Source organism: Bradyrhizobium jicamae (assembly GCF_018130215.1).
Classification (GTDB): Bacteria; Pseudomonadota; Alphaproteobacteria; order Rhizobiales; family Xanthobacteraceae; genus Bradyrhizobium; species Bradyrhizobium jicamae_A.
This window is the reverse complement of the sequence record NZ_JAFCKQ010000007.1, coordinates 101,709-118,968: the sequence shown is the minus strand read 5'-3', so window position 1 is coordinate 118,968 and position 17,260 is coordinate 101,709. Positions and strand designations below refer to the sequence as shown.

The following is a 17,260-nucleotide window of genomic DNA, read 5'->3' as shown; positions in this document are numbered from 1 at the left end:
CGCGCTCAATCCTTCTCTTCTTCGACCGCGGGCGCCGCGAGCGAGCGCAGCACCAGCACCGGGAGGATCAGGGTGAAGACGATGACTTCCTTGAAATTGCTGGCGTAGAACGAGGAGAAGGCCTCGACGATGCCGACCAGGATGGCCGCGATCGCGGTCAAGGGATAGCTGACCAGGCCGCCGATGATGGCGGCGATGAAACCCTTGAGGCCGATCAGGAAGCCCGTGTCGTAATAGAGCGTCGTGATCGGCACGATCAGGATGCCGGAGATCGCACCGATCATGGAGGCGAGCAGGAATGCGATCTGGCCCGATAGCGAGGTGCGGATTCCGACGAGGCGGGCGCCGAGCCGGTTGACGGCGGTGGCCCGCAACGCCTTGCCGGTCTTGGTGTAGCCGAAGAAAAGCCACAGGCCGACGATGAAGGCGATGGTCAGTCCGTACACGGCAAGGCTCTGGCCGGTGAAGCGCAGCGGGCCCGCGGTCACCGCGGCGCTCGAAAGCGCCGGGCCGCGCAAGCCTTCGGCGCCGAAGAACACCAGCCCCAGGCCCTGCAGGGCGAGGTGGCAGCCGACGGCTGCGATCAGGAGCACCAGCACGGAGGTGTGCGCGATCGGCTGAAACGCGATGCGGTAGAGGAACAGCCCGATCGCCGCCACGATCAGCAGCGCCAGCGCGATGTTGACCGCCATCGGGGTCGTCGGGCCCGCGACCTTGTAGGTGACGGCAAGCAGCCCGACGGGAAAGGCGATATTGAGCGCGGCCGAGCGTGCCACCAACCGGGCCCGCAGCGCCTTGCGCGCGAAGAACAGGTCGAGAGCGAAGGCAACGAGGCCCATCCCGACGGCGAGCTGTACCGTCCCCGGCACCTGACCGGTGGCCAGCATGGCGTAGCTCAGCGCGCCGTAGGTGACGAACTCGCCTTGCGGAATCAGGATCACCCGCGTGACCGCGAACACCAGCACCAGGGCCAGCCCGAGCAGCGCATAGATCGCGCCATTGGTGATGCCGTCCTGTAGCAGGAACAGCAAGATTGTCGTGTTCAAGACCGAGCGCTCCCCCTCAAGCGTCCGGCCACGGCAGCCAGCAGGTCTGGTTGCCTCGGCCGATATCGGCTGTTGAAAGCGGCCGATATTTGATATACCGCATAACAATTATCAATTATAATCTCAAGGTCCGCGAGCGTCGCGCGGGATCTTTCTATCGGGATTGCGAGCCTGGAGCGATGACTGTTTCCAAGACTGCCGCCGACGCCGCCAGGGCCTCGCGCCCGCTGCGCAGGGAACCGGTCGATCCCGCCGGGGACGACAGCATGCTGCAGCTGGGCGAGCTGTCCGGCCTGCTCGGCTATTCCCTGAAACGCGCGCAGCTCAAGGTGTTCGAGGACTTCCTGCGCTGCGTCGCGCCGCTGCAGCTGACGCCGGCGCAGTTCTCGGTGCTGCTGTTGCTCGACAAGAACCCCGGCCGCAACCAGACCGAGATCGCCGCCACGCTCGGCATCCTCAGGCCGAACTTCGTCGCCATGCTCGACGCGCTGGAGAGCCGCGATCTCTGCGCGCGGATGCGCTCCACCAACGATCGCCGCTCCCACATCCTCGTCCTGACCGACAAGGGCCGCGCGGTGCTGGCGCGCGCCAAGAAGCTGGTCGCCAACAAGCACGAGGCGCGCCTGATCGAGGTGCTCGGACCGGCCAATCACGCCGCGCTGCTGGAGATGCTGGCGAAGCTCGCGCAGGAATTTTGAGGCTTGCAGTCATTCCGGGGCGCGCGTCAGCGCGAACCCGGAATCTGGAGATCGTGGCGAGAGATTCCGGGTTCGTCGCTTCGCGCCGCCCCGGAATGACGGTTGGGTCAATCCACCAAAATCACCCTGACGTCATTCACGTTGGTCAGTGTGGGCCCCGTCAGCAACAAATCGCCGGTCTGCGCGAAGAATCCGGTCGCGTCGTTGTTGGCAAGATACGCCCTGGGATCGAGGCCGATCGCTTTCATCTTCGCAAACGTGGCCTGGTCGATCATGGCGCCGGCGGGATCCGTGGCGCTGCCGGCGCCGCCATCGGCGCCGTCCGTGTCACCGGCCAGCGCCGCGACGTCGGGCGTATCCTTCAGGAGGTCGGCGAGCGCCAGCGCGTATTCCTGGTTGGGGCCGCCGCGGCCGTTGCCGCGCACGGTCACCGTGAGCTCCCCGCCCGAGAGGATGGCGACGCGGCGGCCTTCGCCGCGGGCCTTCAGCGCGAGGCGGGCGTGCTCGGCGGCTACCTCGCGCGCCTCGCCCTCGAGATCGGCGCCGAGCGCGATCGTCTCGTAGCCGGCATCGCGCACGACCTTGGCCGCCGCGTCGATCGAGGCCTTCGGCTTCGCCAGCAACTCGAAGGTCGCTCGGGCGAAAGCGGGATCATCGGGCTTGCAGCTTTCGTTGGCGGGATCGTCGAGCGCGCGGCGCACGGCGTCATCGACGGAGAGGTTGTACTTTGCGACGAGGGCGCGGGCATCGGCCAGCGTGGTCGGATCCGGTACCGTCGGCCCCGAAGCGATGGCGGAGGGATCGTCATGCGGCACGTCCGAGATCGCGAGCGTGACGATCTCGGCGGCGCGCTGGCCGGCGCGCGCCAGCCGGCCTCCCTTGATACGCGAAAGGTGCTTGCGGACGATGTTCATCTCACCGATCGGCGCACCCGAGCGCAGCAGCGCGCGATTGACCTGTTGCTTCTGCGCGAAGCTCACGCCCTCGACCGGCGCGATCCAGTTCGCCGAGCCGCCGCCGGTCAGGAGCACCAGCAGCAGATCGTCCGCCGCCGCCTCGGCGGCGAGCCGCAGCGTATCGTCGGCCGCCTTCAGGCCGGCTTCGTCGGGCACGGGATGACCGGCTTCCACCACCTTGATGCGCCGGGTCGGCACGCCGTGGCCATGACGCGTCGTCGCGATCCCGACCAGCCGTGACGGGTCGAGCTCGAGTGCATCGAGATAATGCCGCTCGGCTGCCGCGGCCATCGCGCCGGCGCCCTTGCCGGCGGCGAGGCAGATGATCCGTCCCTTCGGCACGGGCCGCAGCCGCGACGCCAGCACGACGTCGGGATGGGCGGCCGCCACCGCCGCATCGAAGATCGAACGCAGGAAAGGACGCCGGTTGGTCATGGTTTCGCTTCTTGCCTGATCATGATCACCGCACAAACGCTTCGCGTCTGTTGCGGGGGAAAAACGCTTCACACGTTTCCGGATCACGCTTTAGCGCATCGCCAAGTCAGGTGTAAACGGCTCGCCGCCCCCCTGGTGTCGGCGATTGTGCCACTGAAAGCCAAAGACGAGGCAAAACCCCCTGCGGACATGCCGCAGGGGGCGGATTTTCACGATGCGGGAAAGTCTTCAGCCGCCGACATCGGCGCTGATCACGTCGCCGAACAGCTCCCACTTCTCTCCCTTGAACTTCATCAGCTGAAGCTGGCTGATCGGGGCGAAATCGGTCGGGCCGGTGTTGATCTTGATGCCGGGCAGCAGCACCTCGGTGCGGAAATCGTGCAGGCTCGCTGCCTGCTTCATGATGTTCTCGCGGGTGAGGTTGTCGCCGCACTGCTTGAGCACCTGCACCAGGGTCTGGGCCACGCCGTAACCGGTCACGGTGCCGCCGTCGAGCTTGTCACCCTCGGGGAAGTCCTTGGCCATGAAGGCGTAGAACTCCTTCATGCCGGGATCATTGTCCCATTGCTTGTCGGAGGCGTCCTTCAGGTATGCCGCCGAGATGATGTCCTGCGCGTTCTCATAGCCGGCCGGCTTGATCACGGCGCCGACCGAGGCCGATACGTTGTTGAGGAAGTGGGTCGGCTTCCAGCCGATCTCGGCGATCTTCTTGATCGCCTGCGCCGCGAATTTCGGCGTCGTGATGTTGATGAAGACGTCGGCGCCGGAAGCCTTGAGCCTGACAATGTGGTTGTCGATCGTCGGTTCGGAGGTCTCATAGCTTTCCTCGGAGACGATCATGCTCGCGACCTTCTGGCCGAGCCCGTCCTTCAGACCCTTCAGGTAGTCCTTGCCGTAATCATCGTTCTGATAGAGCACGGCGATCTTGGCGTTCGGCATGTTCTTCAGGATGTACTTGGCGTAGATCTGGGTCTCGCTCTGGTAGTTGGGTTGCCAGCCCATGGTCCAGGGAAAATCCTTCGGGTCGTTCCACTTGGTGGCGCCCGTGGCGACGAACAGCTGCGGCACCTTCTTGGAGTTCATGTACTTCTGGATCGCGGTGTTCGGCGGTGTGCCCAGCGAGTTGAAGATCAATAGCACTTCGTCACTCTCGACCAGCTTGCGCGCCTGCTCGACCGTTTTCGGCGGCGAATAGCCGTCATCATAGGAGATGAAGTTGATCTTGCGGCCGTTGATGCCGCCGGCATCGTTGATCTTCTTGAAGTAGGCGGCCTCGGTGCGACCGATGATGCCGTAGGCGGATGCCGGACCGCTATAGGGCATGATGTTGCCGATCTTGATCTCGGTATCGGTGGCGCCGGTGTCGTATTTCTTCTGGGCAAGTGCTGCGCTGCCGGAGGCGGCGATGAGCGCGATGGCGGCCCCGAGGACCGCAAGTTTCCTGGTGGCGGACATAGATGTCTCTCTCTCCCTGTTTCAGACCGTGTCGTGGCCTCCTTGCCGGAGCGCTCTTGGTTTGGCGACGTGATTATCATTTTAGGCGGGCCGTCTCAACGAAAAGCCCCTGCGGCAATGCCGCAAGGGCTGCGTCTTTAGTAGGCTGTCCTCGGCCTAACCGCCGACGTCGCCGCTCAAAATGTCACCAAAGCGCTCCCAGGTCTCGCCCTTGAACCGCATCAGTTGCAGTTGCGAAAGCGGCGCGAAGTCGGTCGCCGAGGTGTTCACCTTGACGCCGGGCAGCAGACCGTTGAGCTCGAGGTCACGCAGGTCGGCCGCCTGCTTCATGACGTTATCGCGGGTCAGATTGTCGCCGCAGGCCTTCAGCACATGCGCCAGCCCCTGCGAGACGATGTAGGCGTACATCACCGAGGCATCGGCGCGATTGGCTTCCGGATAATACTTATCCAGGAACTGATTCCAGGCGATCATTCCCTTGTCTTTCTTCCACTGCGGATCCGTCGGATCCATCAGATATTGTGACGAGATGATGCCTTGCGCATTATCGAAGCCTGCGGGCTTCATCACGCTGCCGATCGACGAGGAGACGTTGTTGAGGAAGTGCAGCGGATGCCAGTTGAGCTCGGCATTCTTCTTGATCGCCTGCGCCGCAAATTTCGGCGTGGTGATATTGAAGAACACGTCGGCACCGGTGGCCTTGAGACGAACGATGTGGGAATCGATGGTCGGCTCGGTCACCTCATAGGCGTCCTCGGCGACGATCATCGAATCCGCCTTCTTGCCAAGGCCGTCCTTGAATCCCTTCAGATAGTCCTTGCCGTAATCATCGTTCTGATAGAGCACGGCGATCTTGGCGTCCGGCTTGTTCTTGAGGATGTACTTGGCGTAGATGATCGACTCGCTCTGGTAGTTGGGCTGCCAGCCCATGGTCCAGGGAAATTCCTTCGGATCGTTCCATTTGGTGGCGCCGGTGGCGACGAACAGCTGCGGCACCTTCTTCTGGTTCATGTATTTCTGGATCGCCGAATTCGGCGGTGTGCCCAGCGAGTTGAAGATCAGCAGCACCTCGTCGCTTTCCACCAGCTTGCGCGCCTGTTCGACCGTCTTCGGTGGCGTGTAGGCGTCGTCATAGGAGATGAAGTTGATCTTGCGGCCGTTGATGCCGCCTTCGGCGTTGATCATGCGGAAGTACGCGTCCTCGGTCTTGCCGATCACGCCATAGGCGGAGGCCGGACCACTGTAGGGCATGATGTTGCCGATCTTGATTTCGCTGTCGGAGGCGCCGGTGTCGTATTTCTTCTGTGCGAAGGAGGGGCTCGCGGTTACCGCGAGCAGCACGACGGCGGCCGAAACGGCCGCCAATCCCAAACGGATAGCAGGCATTTTGATCTCCTTGGACCATTATGAATGCGTCACGATTTTTGGATTGGGAGCACTTGGCGGCTCCTCGCGGCATTCAATACCTTTCGCCTGATGCCAGCAACAAAAAGCCCCCCGCGAACCTGCCGCAGGGGGCGTCATTTAGTCGAATGCGAGGGACGGCAGGCGGCCGCGCGGCGAGCGGTCAGTGGCCCTGGTCGCCCGACATGATTCCGCCGAACAGCTCCCACTTGTCGCCCTTGAAGCGCATCAGCCTGAACTGCTTGATCGGCGCGAAATCGGTGGCCGAAGTGTTGACGGTGATGCCGGGCAGCAGCGTGTCCGGAGCAAACTCCTTGATGCTCGCAGCCTGCTTCATGACGTTGGCGCGCGTGAGGTCGTCACCGCACATCTCCAGCACATGCACCATGGTCTGCGCTGCAGCATAGCCGAAGGCGTCTGCGCCATCGAGCTTGTTGCCCTCCGGAAAATCCTTCTGGAGGAAGGCCAGGAATTTCTGCATGCCGGGATCCTGGCTCCACTGCGGATCGGCGGCGTCCTTGACATAGACGGCCGACACGATGCCTTGCGCATTCTCGAAGCCGGCCGGCTGGACCACGCCGCCGAGCGACGCCGAGATGCTGACCAGGAATTGCAGCGGCGTCCATGCGATCTCGGCGACCTTCTTGATCGCTTGCGCAGCGAATTTCGGCGTCGTGACGCTGATGAACGTGTCGGCGCCCGCCGCCTTCAGCTTGACGATGTGGTTGTCGATCGTGGATTCCGAGGTCTCGTAACCCTCCTCGGCGACGATCATCGAGGCCTTGTCGCCGAATGCGTCCTTGAGGCCCTTGAGAAAGTCCTTGCCGAAATCGTCGTTCTGGTAAAGCACCGCGACCTTGGCGTTCGGCTTTTCCCTGAGGATGTATTTCGCGTAGATGTGGGCCTCGTCCTGGTAGTTGGGCTGCCAGCCCATGGTCCACGGAAAATCCTTCGGATCGTTCCATTTGGACGCGCCGGAGGCGACGAACAGCTGCGGCACCTTCTTCTCATTCATGTATTTCTGGATCGCCGAGTTGGTCGCGGTCCCGACCGAGCTGAAGATCAGCAGCACGTCATCGCTCTCGACCAGCTTGCGCGCCTGCTCCACCGTCTTCGCTGGCGAGTAGGCGTCGTCATAGGAGATGAAGGTGATCTTGCGGCCCCTGATGCCGCCCTGGCCATTGATCATCTTGAAATAGGCGGCCTCGGTCTTGCCGATCGAACCATATGCCGAGGCAGGCCCGCTATAGGGCATGGTGTTGCCGATCTTGATCTCGGTGTCGCTGGCTCCGGTGTCGTAGGCCTTCTGGGCCCGGGCGAAACTGCAAGTCATGACGAAGAGTGCGAGCGCCGATGCGAGCGCCGTCCGGGACAGGCGTACTGCAGTCATAATTTCCCCACCTCGTGTTCTTGGCGTGTGCATTGAATACCAAAGGCACCGGGCGTCAACAAAAAGCCCCCGCGACTGCTGTCGCGGGGGCCAGTCATCCGGTTTCTGCGGTGCAGCGTTATTCGGACGGCACGTCGCCCGAGATGATCTCGCCGAACAGCTCCCATTTCTGGCCCTTGAAGCGCTGCATCTGCAACTGCGCGATCGGGGCGAAGTCGGTGGCCGACGTATTGATCTTGACGCCGGGCAGGAGCGTGTCGGGCGTGAAGTCCTTCAGGCTCGCTGCCTGCTTCATCAGGTTGGCGCGGGTGAGGTCGTTGCCGCACATTTCCAGCACCTTGGCCAGCGTCTGTGCCGCGCCATAGCCGTAGACGACGCCGTTGTCGGTCTTGTCGGCGCCCGGCATGTACTTGTCGACGAACGCCGCCCACTTCTTCATGCCGGGATCGCCGGCCCATTGCGGGTCGGTGCCATCCTTGGCGTAGGCCGCCGAGAGCAGGCCCTGCGCATTCTCGAAGCCGGCCGGCTGCATCACGCTGCCGACCGAGATCGAGACGTTGGTGACGATCTGCAGGGGCTTCCAGCCGAGTTCGGCGGTCTTCTTGATGGTCTGCGCGGCGAATTTCGGCGTGGCGTAGATCAGCAGCACATCGGGATTGGCGGCCTTGATCTTGACGATATGGCCGTCGATCGACGGCTCGGACACTTCATAGCTCTCCTCCATGATGATGCTGGAGGCGGCCTTGGCGCCGAAGCCGTCCTTGGTGCCCTTCAGGTAGTCTTTGCCGAAATCGTCGTTCTGATAGAGGATCGCGACCTTGGCACCGGGCTTCTCCTTCATCAGCCACTTGGCGTAGATCTGCGCCTCGCTCTGGTAGCTCGGCTGCCAGCCGATGGTCCACGGGAAGTTCTTCGGGTCGTTCCACTTGGTGGCGCCGGTGGCGACGAACAGCTGCGGAATCTTCTTGGCGTTGAGATATTTCTGGATCGCGGTGTTCGACGGCGTGCCGAGCGGGTTGAACACGGCGAGCACCTCGTCGCTCTCGACCAGCTTGCGCACCTGCTCAACGGCCTTCGGCGGCGAATAGGCGTCGTCATAGGTGATGAAGGTGACCTTGCGGCCGTTGATGCCGCCCTGGTCGTTGATCATCTTGAAGTAGGCTTCTTCGGTCTTGCCGATCACGCCGTAGGCGGAGGCCGGTCCCGAATAGGGCATGATGTTGCCGATCTTGATCTCGGCATCGGTCGCCCCGGTGTCGTATTTCTTCTGGGCGAATGCGGCAGTGGACGTCGCGGCAAAGGCGATGACCGCCGCGGAAGCCGCGGCGATCCGTAGTGTCGAAAGCATAGTGTCTCCTGGTTTCTTCTTTGAGGTTCTTAGTTCTTCTTGAGTTTGGCGACCAGTTGCTGGGCAATGATCGCAACTTGCCTGGCGCCATGGGGCACGAGGAAGATCACGAGGAACAGCAGCACGCCGAACACGGCGCCCGAGAGGCCCTTGGAAATGCCCTCGGCGATGTTCGGCACGAAGATGATGAAGGCGCTTCCGACGATCGAGCCGGGCAGCCAGCCGACTCCGCCGACCACCATGCCGAGGAACAGCGAGATCGCCAGCGTGATGGTGTAGCCGTCGGGGGCGACGAACTGCACCGCGATGGCACCCAGGCCGCCGGCGACGCCGGTGATCCCTGCCGAAACGCCGAACGCCAGCGTCTTGTACAGCGCGACGTCGACGCCCATCGCGGAGGCCGCGATCTCGTTGTCGCGGATCGCCATGAAGGCACGCCCCGAGCGCGAGCGCAGCAGGTTCACCGAAGCGATGTAGATCGCGATCGTGACCACCAGCGTGAAGTAATACAGCCACATGTCCTGGCCCATCGGCAGGCCGAACGGCGCGTCCGGCTTGGTGACCACGAGGCCCTGCACGCCGCCGGTCCAGTACTCGAAATAGCCCAGCTTGAGCAGCTGCGGCATTGCAGTGGCGAGCGCGAAGGTCGCGAGCGCCAGATAGACGCCGGACAGCCGCAATGCGGGCTGGCCGAACAGGAAGCCGAAGGCGAAGCAGATGATGCCGGCGATCGGCAGCGTCAGGGCATAGTTCATGCCCGCGTGCTCCATCAGGATCGCCGATGTGTAGGCGCCGACGGCATAGAACGCGCTCTGGCCGAGCGAGAACTGACCCGAGCCGCCGGTCAGGATGTTGAGCGCCAGCACCGCGAGGCCGTAGATCAGAAGCATCGTCATCTGGAAGATGATGAAGTTCTTCACGAGCAGCGGGATGATGATGAGCGCGGCGAGCACCACCAGCGAGGTGCCGTAGCCGAGTGTCATTGCGCGCTTTGGAACGGCCTCGACGGCCGGGGATTCTGTGACGACGTCTTCAACTGCGCTCATGATCAAACTCGCTTGACGATGGCGCGGCCGAACAGGCCTGCCGGTTTGACGACCAGGACGATGATGATCAGCGCAAGCGCGATCGGAAGTTTCAGCTCGTTGCCGACACCGGGTATGTAGGTGCCGACCAGGTTCTCGAAGATCCCGACCAGGAACCCGCCCATGACCGCGCCGAACGGGCTGCTGAGACCGCCGAGCACGGCGGCGGCAAATCCGTAGATCAGCACGCCCAGCATCATGTTCGGCTCGAGGAACACCACGGGGGCGATCATCATGCCGGCGACCGAGCCGATCGCGGCGGCCATGCCCCAGCCCAGTGCGATCATCCAGGAGGTGTTGATGCCGACCAGCCGCGCCGACTCCGGCAACGAGGCGGCCGCGCGCATCGCAAGACCGACCCGGGTGAAGCGGAAGAAGAAAAACAGCAGCAGCAGCATCAACAGCGTGATGCCGATCATGCCGGCCTGGTGGGTCGAGATCAGCTGGCTGCCGAGGAACGGCGAGGAGCCGAACGGCGTCGGATATTGCTTGATCGTGAAGTCCCAGATCAGGCCGGCGACCGAGTTGATGATCGCATACAGCGCGATGAAGCCGGCCACGTTGGTCAGGACCGGCGCCTTGGCGAGCGGCTTGAACAGCAACCGCTCGATCGCGATGCCGGCGGCGAACGAGAAGGCGACCGTGAGCACGAAGGCGCCCCAATACGGCACGCCCCACTGCATCAGCTGCCAGGAGACGAAGGTCGAGAACATCGCCATTTCGCCCTGGGCGAAATTCAGATGGTCGATGGCCTGGTAGATCATGACCACCGCGAGCGCCATGCAGGCATAGATCGCGCCAGTGGCGATGCCGGCCAGGATCTGGTTGGCAAAAAGCTCCATAGTGCCAGCTCCTTCAGTAGCCGAGATAGGATTTGCGGACGTCTTCGTTGTTCGCGATGTCCTTGGCGTTGCCCGACATCACGATCCGTCCGGTTTCGATCACATGGGCCTGGTCGGCGAGTTCGAGCGCAAGCTGCGCGTTCTGCTCGACCACCAGGATGGTCACCTTCTCCTCACGATTGATCTTGCCGAGGATGCGGAACAGGTCGCGCACGATCAGTGGCGCGAGGCCGAAGGACGGCTCGTCGAGCAGCATCAGCCGCGGCCGCAGCATCAGCGCGCGGGCGACCGCCAGCATCTGCTGCTCACCGCCCGACAGGGTGCCGGCCTGCTGCGAATAGCGCTCCTTCAGCTTCGGGAAGTGATCGTACATCCGTTCGATGTCGGCGACGATGTTCTTCTTGTCGGTGCGGGTGATGGCCCCGAGCTGCAGGTTTTCCTCCACCGTCATGGTGGTGAAGGTGCCGCGGCCCTGCGGCACATGGGCAATGCCGAGGCGGACCACGTTCTCGGTCGAGCGGGTGCCGATCGGCTTGCCGTCGAACTCGATCGCGCCGGTCGATCGCACCATGTTGCAGATCGCCCGCAGGGTGGTGGTCTTGCCGGCGCCATTGGCCCCGAGCAGCGTGGTCAGCGAGCCTTCGTTGAGCGAAAAATTGAGGCCGTGCAGGGCCTGGACCTGACCGTAATAGGCGCGCAGGTCCTTGACGTTGAGCATCGCGGTCATTGGTCCTTGCTCCCCAGATAGGCCTTGATGACATCGGGGTCGGCCTGGATCTGGGCCGGCGTGCCTTCGGCGAGCTTGCGGCCGAAATTGAGCGCCACGACGTGGTCGGCGATCGACATCACGAGGCCCATGTGGTGCTCGACCAGGAGCACGGTGATCTTGCGATCGTCGCGGATCTTGCGGATCAGATCGCCGAGCACGTGGACTTCCTCATGGTTGAGGCCGCCCGCGGGTTCGTCGAGCAGCAGGATCTTCGGGTCTGCGGCCAGGGCACGCGCCAGCTCGACGCGCTTCTGGGTGCCGAAGGGCAGCCCCGAGACCACGGTGTGCGCGACCTCCTCGAGGTCGAGATAGGCGAGGATCGCGTGCACCTTCTTGTTCATGTCGGCTTCGCCGCGGCGGACCCAGGCGAGCCGCAGCGAGTCGCTGACGATGTCGCTCGAGGTGCGCGCATGGGCGCCGACCCGCACGTTGTCGATCACGGAAAGATTGGGAAACAGCGCGACGTTCTGGAAGGTGCGGCCGATCCCGATCTCGGCGATCCGGTGCGGCGGACGCGTCAGGATGCTCTTGCCTTCCATCAGGATGTCGCCGGACGACGGCTGGTAGAGCCGCGACAGGCAGTTGAACAGCGTGGTCTTGCCGGCGCCGTTCGGTCCGATCAGGCCGAGGATCTGGCCCTGGCGCATGTCGAACGACACGCCGTTGAGCGCGACGATGCCGCCGAACACGACGCTGACGTCGCGAACCGCGAGCAGGGGGTCATTCCCCTGCGCGAGCTGTGCCTGCGTCATCTCGTCTCGCCCGCCATCTTCAAGCGATGCGGGCGGACCTGCGAAGCCTTTCGCCGGTCGTGATGGAGGCTACCTGATCCCCTCGGCCAAACGTGCAATTTTCCCTCCTACTCTAGATTTTTTGATTTCTTGTTTTTTGGATTGCGGCGCCATTCCACCGAGCGCCTGCTCGATGTTCCTTACCATCGCGACAAGACGAGGTCCAATGTCGTTGAGCAACCGGTCTTCCGTGAAGCGGAATGCCGGTGCCCCGCAATTGAACGCATACGGACCGGTTCCGTCATTTAATTTCAAGGCCACGCCGACCGCGGCGACGTCGTTTTGCCAGTCGCCCGTCGACATCGTGAATCCGTGCTTCGCCACCATCTCGCCGGACCGCTCGATGCCGTCGCGCATCTTGCCCCAGCGGCTGCCGTAATGGTCGCGCAGCTCGCGCACTAGAGCCGCACGTTCCTCTGCGGGCAATGCCCAAATATAGGCACGGCCCATCGCCGTGGTCGCGATGGGTATCCGTGAACCGACGTCGAGCTGCACGCCGAGCGTCAGCCCATTCCGGCTTTGACCAAAGTAGATCATGCTGTGCCGGTCGCGGCCGCCGACCGCGACCGCGCCGCCGGTCGCACGCATCACTTCTTCTCGATAGGGCTCGGACAAATGCCGAACGCCGAGATTGGCGAGCGCCGCATAGCCCAGCGCCATTGCCGACGGCGCCAACTGGTACTTTTCGAACCTTGGAACAGGTGTAAGGTATCCCAGCTTGGTCAACGTATAGGTCAGCCGGGAAATGGTTGGCTTCGGCAGCTTGGTGCGGGCCGCGATTTCCTGATTGCCGAGAAGGCCGTCATTGGGTTGGAATGCGCGCAAGACATCAAGTCCGCGGGAGAGCGCGACGACGAAGTTGCGATCGGTCGCTGCCTTCTTGCCAGAACGCTTCATTCCCTGCCGCTTTGTCATGCTCGTTGACAAGGCTCGTGCTTCAAAATAACCCTCCGTGTCAAGATGTGGAATTAAATTTCGCAGTGCGAAATTAGTCTAAACGTAGCGGCTCGAGGCAAGCCGGGCAGCTACTCAACACAAGTTCAAGAACAAGCATGCAGGGAGAGTCCCGGTGAGTGAAGTCGTCAAGCTCGAACGTCATGACAACATTGCCGTCGTCACGGTGAACAGCCCTCCCGTGAATGCGCTGAGCGCCGCGGTGCGTGGCGGCATCTTCGAATGCATGAAGAGCGCGATCGCCGATCCGCAGGTCGCTGGCATCGTGCTGACCTGCGCCGGCCGCACCTTCATCGCCGGCGCCGACATCACCGAATTCGGCAAGCCGCCGAAGCCCCCCGGTCTCGCCGAGGTGCTGAGCCTGATGGAGGACTCGCCGAAGCCGATCGTTGCCGCGATCCACGGCACCGCGCTCGGTGGCGGCCTCGAGGTCGCGCTGGCCTGCCACTACCGTGTCGCCACCAAGGACGCGAAGCTCGGCCTGCCCGAAGTGAAACTCGGCCTGCTGCCGGGCGCCGGCGGCACCCAGCGGCTGCCGCGCGCGGTGGGACCGGAACTCGCGGTCAAGATGATCGTCGGCGGCGATCCGATCAGCGCCGAGGTAGCGCTCAAGAACGGCCTGATCGAGGAGATCGTGGAAGGGCCGGCATCGGGTGGCGAGGCATTTGCCCGCAAGCTGGTCGCCGAGAAGCGTCCGCTGCGCAAGCTGCGCGATGATGACAGCAAGCTCGCGGCGGCCAAGGCCGATCGCTCGATCTTCACCAATGCGGTGGCGGCGATGACCAAGAAGTCTCGCGGTCTGGAAGCGCCGTTTGCGGCCGCCGACGCCGTCGGCGCCGCGATTGACCTGCCGTTCGACGAAGGCCTGAAGAAGGAGCGCGAGGGCTTCCTCAAGCTGGTCGCGGGCGACCAGTCCAAGGCGCAGCGCTACGCCTTCTTCGCCGAGCGCGAGGCGGCCAAGATCGCGGGCGTGCCCGAGGGCACCAAGTCGCGCAACGTCGCCCGCGTCGCCATCCTCGGCGCCGGTACGATGGGCGGCGGCATCGCGATGTCGTTTGCCAATGCCGGCATCCCGGTCACGCTGGTCGAGACCGGCGAGGAGCAGCTCAAGCGCGGCATGGGCATCATGCAGAAGAACTACGAGGCGACCGCGGCGCGCGGCGGCATCCCGGCGGATGCGCCGGCCAAGCGCATGGCGCTGATCAACGGCGTCGTCGGCATCGAGAACGTCGGGGATGCCGATCTCGTGATCGAGGCGGTGTTCGAGACCATGGCGGTCAAGAAAGAGGTGTTCGGCAAGCTCGACCAGTACGCCAAGCCGGGCGCGGTGCTTGCCTCCAACACCTCCTATCTCAACATCGACGAGATCGCGAAGTCGACCAAGCGGCCCCAGGACGTGCTCGGCATGCACTTCTTCTCGCCCGCCAACGTCATGAAGCTGTGCGAGATCGTGCGCGCCGACAAGACCGCGCCCGACGCGCTCGTCACCGCCGTGTCGATCGCGCGCAAGATCGCGAAGGTGCCGGCGGTGGTCGGCGTCTGCGACGGTTTCGTGGGCAACCGCATGCTGGCGCAGCGCGGCAAGCAGTCCGAGAAGCTGTTGTTCGAAGGTGCCTTGCCGCAGCAGGTCGACGCCGTCGTCACCAAGTTCGGCATGCCGATGGGCCCGTTTGCAATGGGCGACCTCGCCGGCCTCGACATCGGCTGGCGCTCGCGCAAGGACCGCGGCATCAAGTCCGAGATTGCGGACGCGCTCTGCGAAGCGGGCCGCTTCGGCCAGAAGACCGGCAAGGGCTATTACAAGTATGAGCAGGGTTCGCGCGCGGCACTGCCGGATCCGGAGGTCGAGAAGCTGATCGACGAGACCCTGGCCCGCCTCGGCCGCAAGAAGCGCGTCGTCACCGACGACGAGATCCTCGAGCGCATGATGTACCCGATGATCAACGAGGGTGCGAAGATCCTCGCAGAGGGCATCGCGGCGCGGCCGTCCGACATCGACGTGGTCTGGCTCTATGGCTATGGCTGGCCGATCTATCGCGGCGGCCCGATGTTCTGGGCCGACACGGTGGGCCTCAAGCACATCGCCGATCGTCTCGCCTTCTATGCCAAGGAGACCAACGATCCCTCGCTCGAGCCGGCGCCGCTGCTCAAGAAGCTCGCCGATGAGGGCAAGACCTTCGCCTCCTTGGCCGCGCCGTCGAAAGCGGCGTGATTGGCCCCGGCGAAACGGACTCGCTGTCTGGGTTCCCTCTCCCCTTGCGGGAGGGGGTCAGGGGGAGGGGTGGCCGCATCGGGACTGCCGGTGTGAATTCCCTTCCCCAGCCCCTAAGAGCGAGCTTCGCTCGTCTCGACCGCACAACGGGGAGCGGAGCCCACGGGCCGGTGCTCACCTCATATCAATCGATGTCTTCATGACCTATCCCGGCGAACAATTCTATCCGAGCGGCGTGCGGTGGAGCGACGAGATCGCGCGCGGCACGCTGCCGGACCTGCTCTCATCGGCGGCCGCCGAGTTCGGCGCGCGGCCCCTGCTCGAATTCCGTGACCGGCCGATCAGCTATGCCGGGCTGGAGGCCCTGGTCGAAACCGCGGCCAGCGCCTTCATGCGCGCAGGCTACGGCAAGGGCGCGTCGGTCGCGCTGTTCCTCGGCAACACGCCGGATCATCCGATCAATTTCTTCGGGGCGCTGAAGGCCGGCGCCCGCGTCGTGCATCTGTCGCCGCTCGACGGCGAGATCGCGTTGTCGCACAAGCTGTCGGATTCCGGCGCGCGGGTGCTCGTCACCAGCAATCTGTCGGCATTGTTGCCCACCGCGCTGAAATTCCTCGCCAAGGGACTGCTCGACCGGCTGATCGTCTGCGAGGACGACAATTGGGGCAAGGTCGGCACCCCCCAGACGGCGCTGCCCGATAATGCTGCGATCATCACGTACGGGCGGTTCGTCGACGGCGCGACCAGGCCGTCACAATGGCCGGCGATCGACGTCGAGGACGTCGCGCTGCTGCAATATACCGGCGGCACCACGGGCCTGCCAAAGGGCGCGATGCTGAGCCACGGCAACCTCACCTCGGCGGTGTCGATCTACGACGTCTGGGGCAAGCCGGCACGGCTGGAGCGCAATGCGATCGAGCGCGTGATCTGCGTGCTGCCGCTGTTCCATATCTACGCGCTGACCGTCGTGCTGCTGTCGGCGATCCGCCGCGGCCATCTGATCTCGCTGCATCAGCGCTTCGACGTCGAGGCCGTGATGCGCGACATCGAGGTCAAGCGCGCGACCGTCTTCCCCGGCGTGCCGACGATGTGGATCGCGATCGCTTCGCTTCCCGATCTCGACAAGCGCGATCTCTCCTCGCTGGTGGTCGCCGGTTCCGGCGGCGCACCGCTGCCGGTCGAGGTCGCCGCGGTCTTCGAGCGGCGCGTCGGCATGAAGCTGAAGAGCGGCTGGGGCATGACCGAGACCTGCTCGCCCGGCACCGGCCACCCGAAGGAGGGGCCCGACAAACCGGGTTCGATCGGGTTGATGCTGCCCGGCATCGAGATGGACGTGGTGTCGCTGGAGGATTCCACGAGGGTGATGCCGGTCGGCGAGGTCGGCGAAATCCGCATCCGCGGCCCGAATGTCACCAAGGGCTACTGGAACCGGCCGAAGGAAACCGCGGAAGCCTTCGTCGGCGACCGCTTCCTGACCGGCGACATCGGCTACATGGACGCCGACGGCTACTTCTACCTCGTCGACCGCAAGAAGGACATGATCATCTCCGGCGGCTTCAACGTCTATCCGCAGATGATCGAGCAGGCGATCTACACGCATCCTGCCGTGCAGGAAGTGATCGTCATCGGCATTCCCGACGAATATCGCGGTGAGGCCGCCAAGGCCTTCATCAAGCTGCGCGACGGAGAGATGCCGTTCTCGATCGACGAGCTGCGAGGCTTCCTCACCGGCAAGCTCGGCAAGCACGAACTGCCGGCGGCAGTCGAGTTCGTCGCCGAGCTGCCGCGCACGCCGGTTGGAAAGCTGTCGCGCCACGAGCTGCGCCAGCAACAGCCGACGTCTCGACCCCATCAGCAATACACCGCATGACGAGT

Annotated in this window: 14 protein-coding genes; 3 read left to right on the top strand and 11 right to left on the bottom strand. The window is 63.9% G+C overall.

Annotated features, from left to right (window positions below; translation table 11 throughout):
- Nucleotides 1–5 precede the first annotated feature (5 nt).
- Nucleotides 6–1,046, bottom strand: coding sequence for a branched-chain amino acid ABC transporter permease (locus JQ586_RS11535; RefSeq protein ID WP_212394668.1), 1,041 nt, complete (start codon nucleotides 1,044–1,046; stop codon nucleotides 6–8).
- A gap of 179 nt (nucleotides 1,047–1,225) precedes the next feature.
- Here JQ586_RS11535 and JQ586_RS11530 point away from each other — a divergent pair, with 179 nt between their 5' ends.
- A complete protein-coding gene (locus JQ586_RS11530; RefSeq protein WP_212394667.1) occupies nucleotides 1,226–1,744 on the top strand; it encodes a MarR family winged helix-turn-helix transcriptional regulator in 519 nt (172 codons plus the stop codon).
- A gap of 107 nt (nucleotides 1,745–1,851) precedes the next feature.
- Here JQ586_RS11530 and JQ586_RS11525 read toward each other — a convergent pair whose 3' ends face one another.
- The 10 genes from JQ586_RS11525 to JQ586_RS11480 form a co-directional block, all read right to left on the bottom strand.
- Complete coding sequence (locus tag JQ586_RS11525; RefSeq protein ID WP_212394666.1) at nucleotides 1,852–3,135, bottom strand: glycerate kinase; 1,284 nt, start codon at nucleotides 3,133–3,135, stop codon at nucleotides 1,852–1,854.
- Nucleotides 3,136–3,363: 228 nt separating this feature from the next.
- The gene (locus JQ586_RS11520; RefSeq protein ID WP_212394665.1) at nucleotides 3,364–4,590 is read right to left on the bottom strand and encodes an ABC transporter substrate-binding protein; all 1,227 of its coding nucleotides are present in this window, start codon (nucleotides 4,588–4,590) and stop codon (nucleotides 3,364–3,366) included.
- A 156-nt stretch (nucleotides 4,591–4,746) separates the two neighbouring features.
- Nucleotides 4,747–5,976 (bottom strand): ABC transporter substrate-binding protein, encoded by a 1,230-nt coding sequence (locus JQ586_RS11515; RefSeq protein ID WP_212394664.1) that lies wholly within the window; start codon nucleotides 5,974–5,976, stop codon nucleotides 4,747–4,749.
- Between the two features lie 181 nt (nucleotides 5,977–6,157).
- Nucleotides 6,158–7,384 carry an ABC transporter substrate-binding protein gene (locus tag JQ586_RS11510; RefSeq protein WP_212394663.1) on the bottom strand — a complete coding sequence of 409 codons (1,227 nt, stop codon included), beginning with the start codon at nucleotides 7,382–7,384 and terminating at the stop codon, nucleotides 6,158–6,160.
- A gap of 118 nt (nucleotides 7,385–7,502) precedes the next feature.
- Nucleotides 7,503–8,732 carry an ABC transporter substrate-binding protein gene (locus tag JQ586_RS11505; protein ID WP_212394662.1) on the bottom strand — a complete coding sequence of 410 codons (1,230 nt, stop codon included), beginning with the start codon at nucleotides 8,730–8,732 and terminating at the stop codon, nucleotides 7,503–7,505.
- A gap of 29 nt (nucleotides 8,733–8,761) precedes the next feature.
- The gene (locus tag JQ586_RS11500; protein WP_212394661.1) at nucleotides 8,762–9,778 is read right to left on the bottom strand and encodes a branched-chain amino acid ABC transporter permease; all 1,017 of its coding nucleotides are present in this window, start codon (nucleotides 9,776–9,778) and stop codon (nucleotides 8,762–8,764) included.
- Nucleotides 9,779–9,780: 2 nt separating this feature from the next.
- Nucleotides 9,781–10,659, bottom strand: a complete 879-nt coding sequence (locus JQ586_RS11495; protein ID WP_212394660.1) for a branched-chain amino acid ABC transporter permease — start codon at nucleotides 10,657–10,659, stop codon at nucleotides 9,781–9,783.
- A 13-nt stretch (nucleotides 10,660–10,672) separates the two neighbouring features.
- The gene (locus JQ586_RS11490) at nucleotides 10,673–11,386 is read right to left on the bottom strand and encodes an ABC transporter ATP-binding protein (protein ID WP_212394659.1); all 714 of its coding nucleotides are present in this window, start codon (nucleotides 11,384–11,386) and stop codon (nucleotides 10,673–10,675) included.
- Nucleotides 11,383–12,180, bottom strand: coding sequence for an ABC transporter ATP-binding protein (locus JQ586_RS11485; RefSeq protein WP_212394658.1), 798 nt, complete (start codon nucleotides 12,178–12,180; stop codon nucleotides 11,383–11,385). The genes JQ586_RS11490 and JQ586_RS11485 overlap by 4 nt, the downstream gene beginning before the upstream one ends.
- 69 nt (nucleotides 12,181–12,249) lie before the next feature.
- Nucleotides 12,250–13,116, bottom strand: coding sequence for an IclR family transcriptional regulator (locus tag JQ586_RS11480; protein ID WP_212394657.1), 867 nt, complete (start codon nucleotides 13,114–13,116; stop codon nucleotides 12,250–12,252).
- A gap of 172 nt (nucleotides 13,117–13,288) precedes the next feature.
- On the opposite strand from JQ586_RS11480, the gene JQ586_RS11475 reads away from it, so the two are divergent.
- Nucleotides 13,289–15,385 carry a 3-hydroxyacyl-CoA dehydrogenase NAD-binding domain-containing protein gene (locus tag JQ586_RS11475; protein WP_212394656.1) on the top strand — a complete coding sequence of 699 codons (2,097 nt, stop codon included), beginning with the start codon at nucleotides 13,289–13,291 and terminating at the stop codon, nucleotides 15,383–15,385.
- 199 nt (nucleotides 15,386–15,584) lie between these two features.
- Nucleotides 15,585–17,255, top strand: coding sequence for a dicarboxylate--CoA ligase PimA (gene pimA / locus JQ586_RS11470; RefSeq protein ID WP_212394655.1), 1,671 nt, complete (start codon nucleotides 15,585–15,587; stop codon nucleotides 17,253–17,255).
- Nucleotides 17,256–17,260 lie beyond the last annotated feature (5 nt).

Excerpts from the sequence above, each read along its gene's own strand:
- JQ586_RS11530 (WP_212394667.1), top strand. The coding sequence starts at position 1,226 with ATGACTGTTTCCAAGACTGCCGCCGACGCCGCCAGGGCCTCGCGCCCG.
- JQ586_RS11525 (WP_212394666.1), bottom strand. The coding sequence starts at position 3,135 with ATGACCAACCGGCGTCCTTTCCTGCGTTCGATCTTCGATGCGGCGGTG.
- JQ586_RS11520 (WP_212394665.1), bottom strand. The coding sequence starts at position 4,590 with ATGTCCGCCACCAGGAAACTTGCGGTCCTCGGGGCCGCCATCGCGCTC.
- JQ586_RS11515 (WP_212394664.1), bottom strand. The coding sequence starts at position 5,976 with ATGCCTGCTATCCGTTTGGGATTGGCGGCCGTTTCGGCCGCCGTCGTG.
- JQ586_RS11510 (WP_212394663.1), bottom strand. The coding sequence starts at position 7,384 with ATGACTGCAGTACGCCTGTCCCGGACGGCGCTCGCATCGGCGCTCGCA.
- JQ586_RS11505 (WP_212394662.1), bottom strand. The coding sequence starts at position 8,732 with ATGCTTTCGACACTACGGATCGCCGCGGCTTCCGCGGCGGTCATCGCC.
- JQ586_RS11500 (WP_212394661.1), bottom strand. The coding sequence starts at position 9,778 with ATGAGCGCAGTTGAAGACGTCGTCACAGAATCCCCGGCCGTCGAGGCC.
- JQ586_RS11495 (WP_212394660.1), bottom strand. The coding sequence starts at position 10,659 with ATGGAGCTTTTTGCCAACCAGATCCTGGCCGGCATCGCCACTGGCGCG.
- JQ586_RS11490 (WP_212394659.1), bottom strand. The coding sequence starts at position 11,386 with ATGACCGCGATGCTCAACGTCAAGGACCTGCGCGCCTATTACGGTCAG.
- JQ586_RS11485 (WP_212394658.1), bottom strand. The coding sequence starts at position 12,180 with ATGACGCAGGCACAGCTCGCGCAGGGGAATGACCCCCTGCTCGCGGTT.
- JQ586_RS11480 (WP_212394657.1), bottom strand. The coding sequence starts at position 13,116 with ATGAAGCGTTCTGGCAAGAAGGCAGCGACCGATCGCAACTTCGTCGTC.
- pimA (WP_212394655.1), top strand. The coding sequence starts at position 15,585 with ATGACCTATCCCGGCGAACAATTCTATCCGAGCGGCGTGCGGTGGAGC.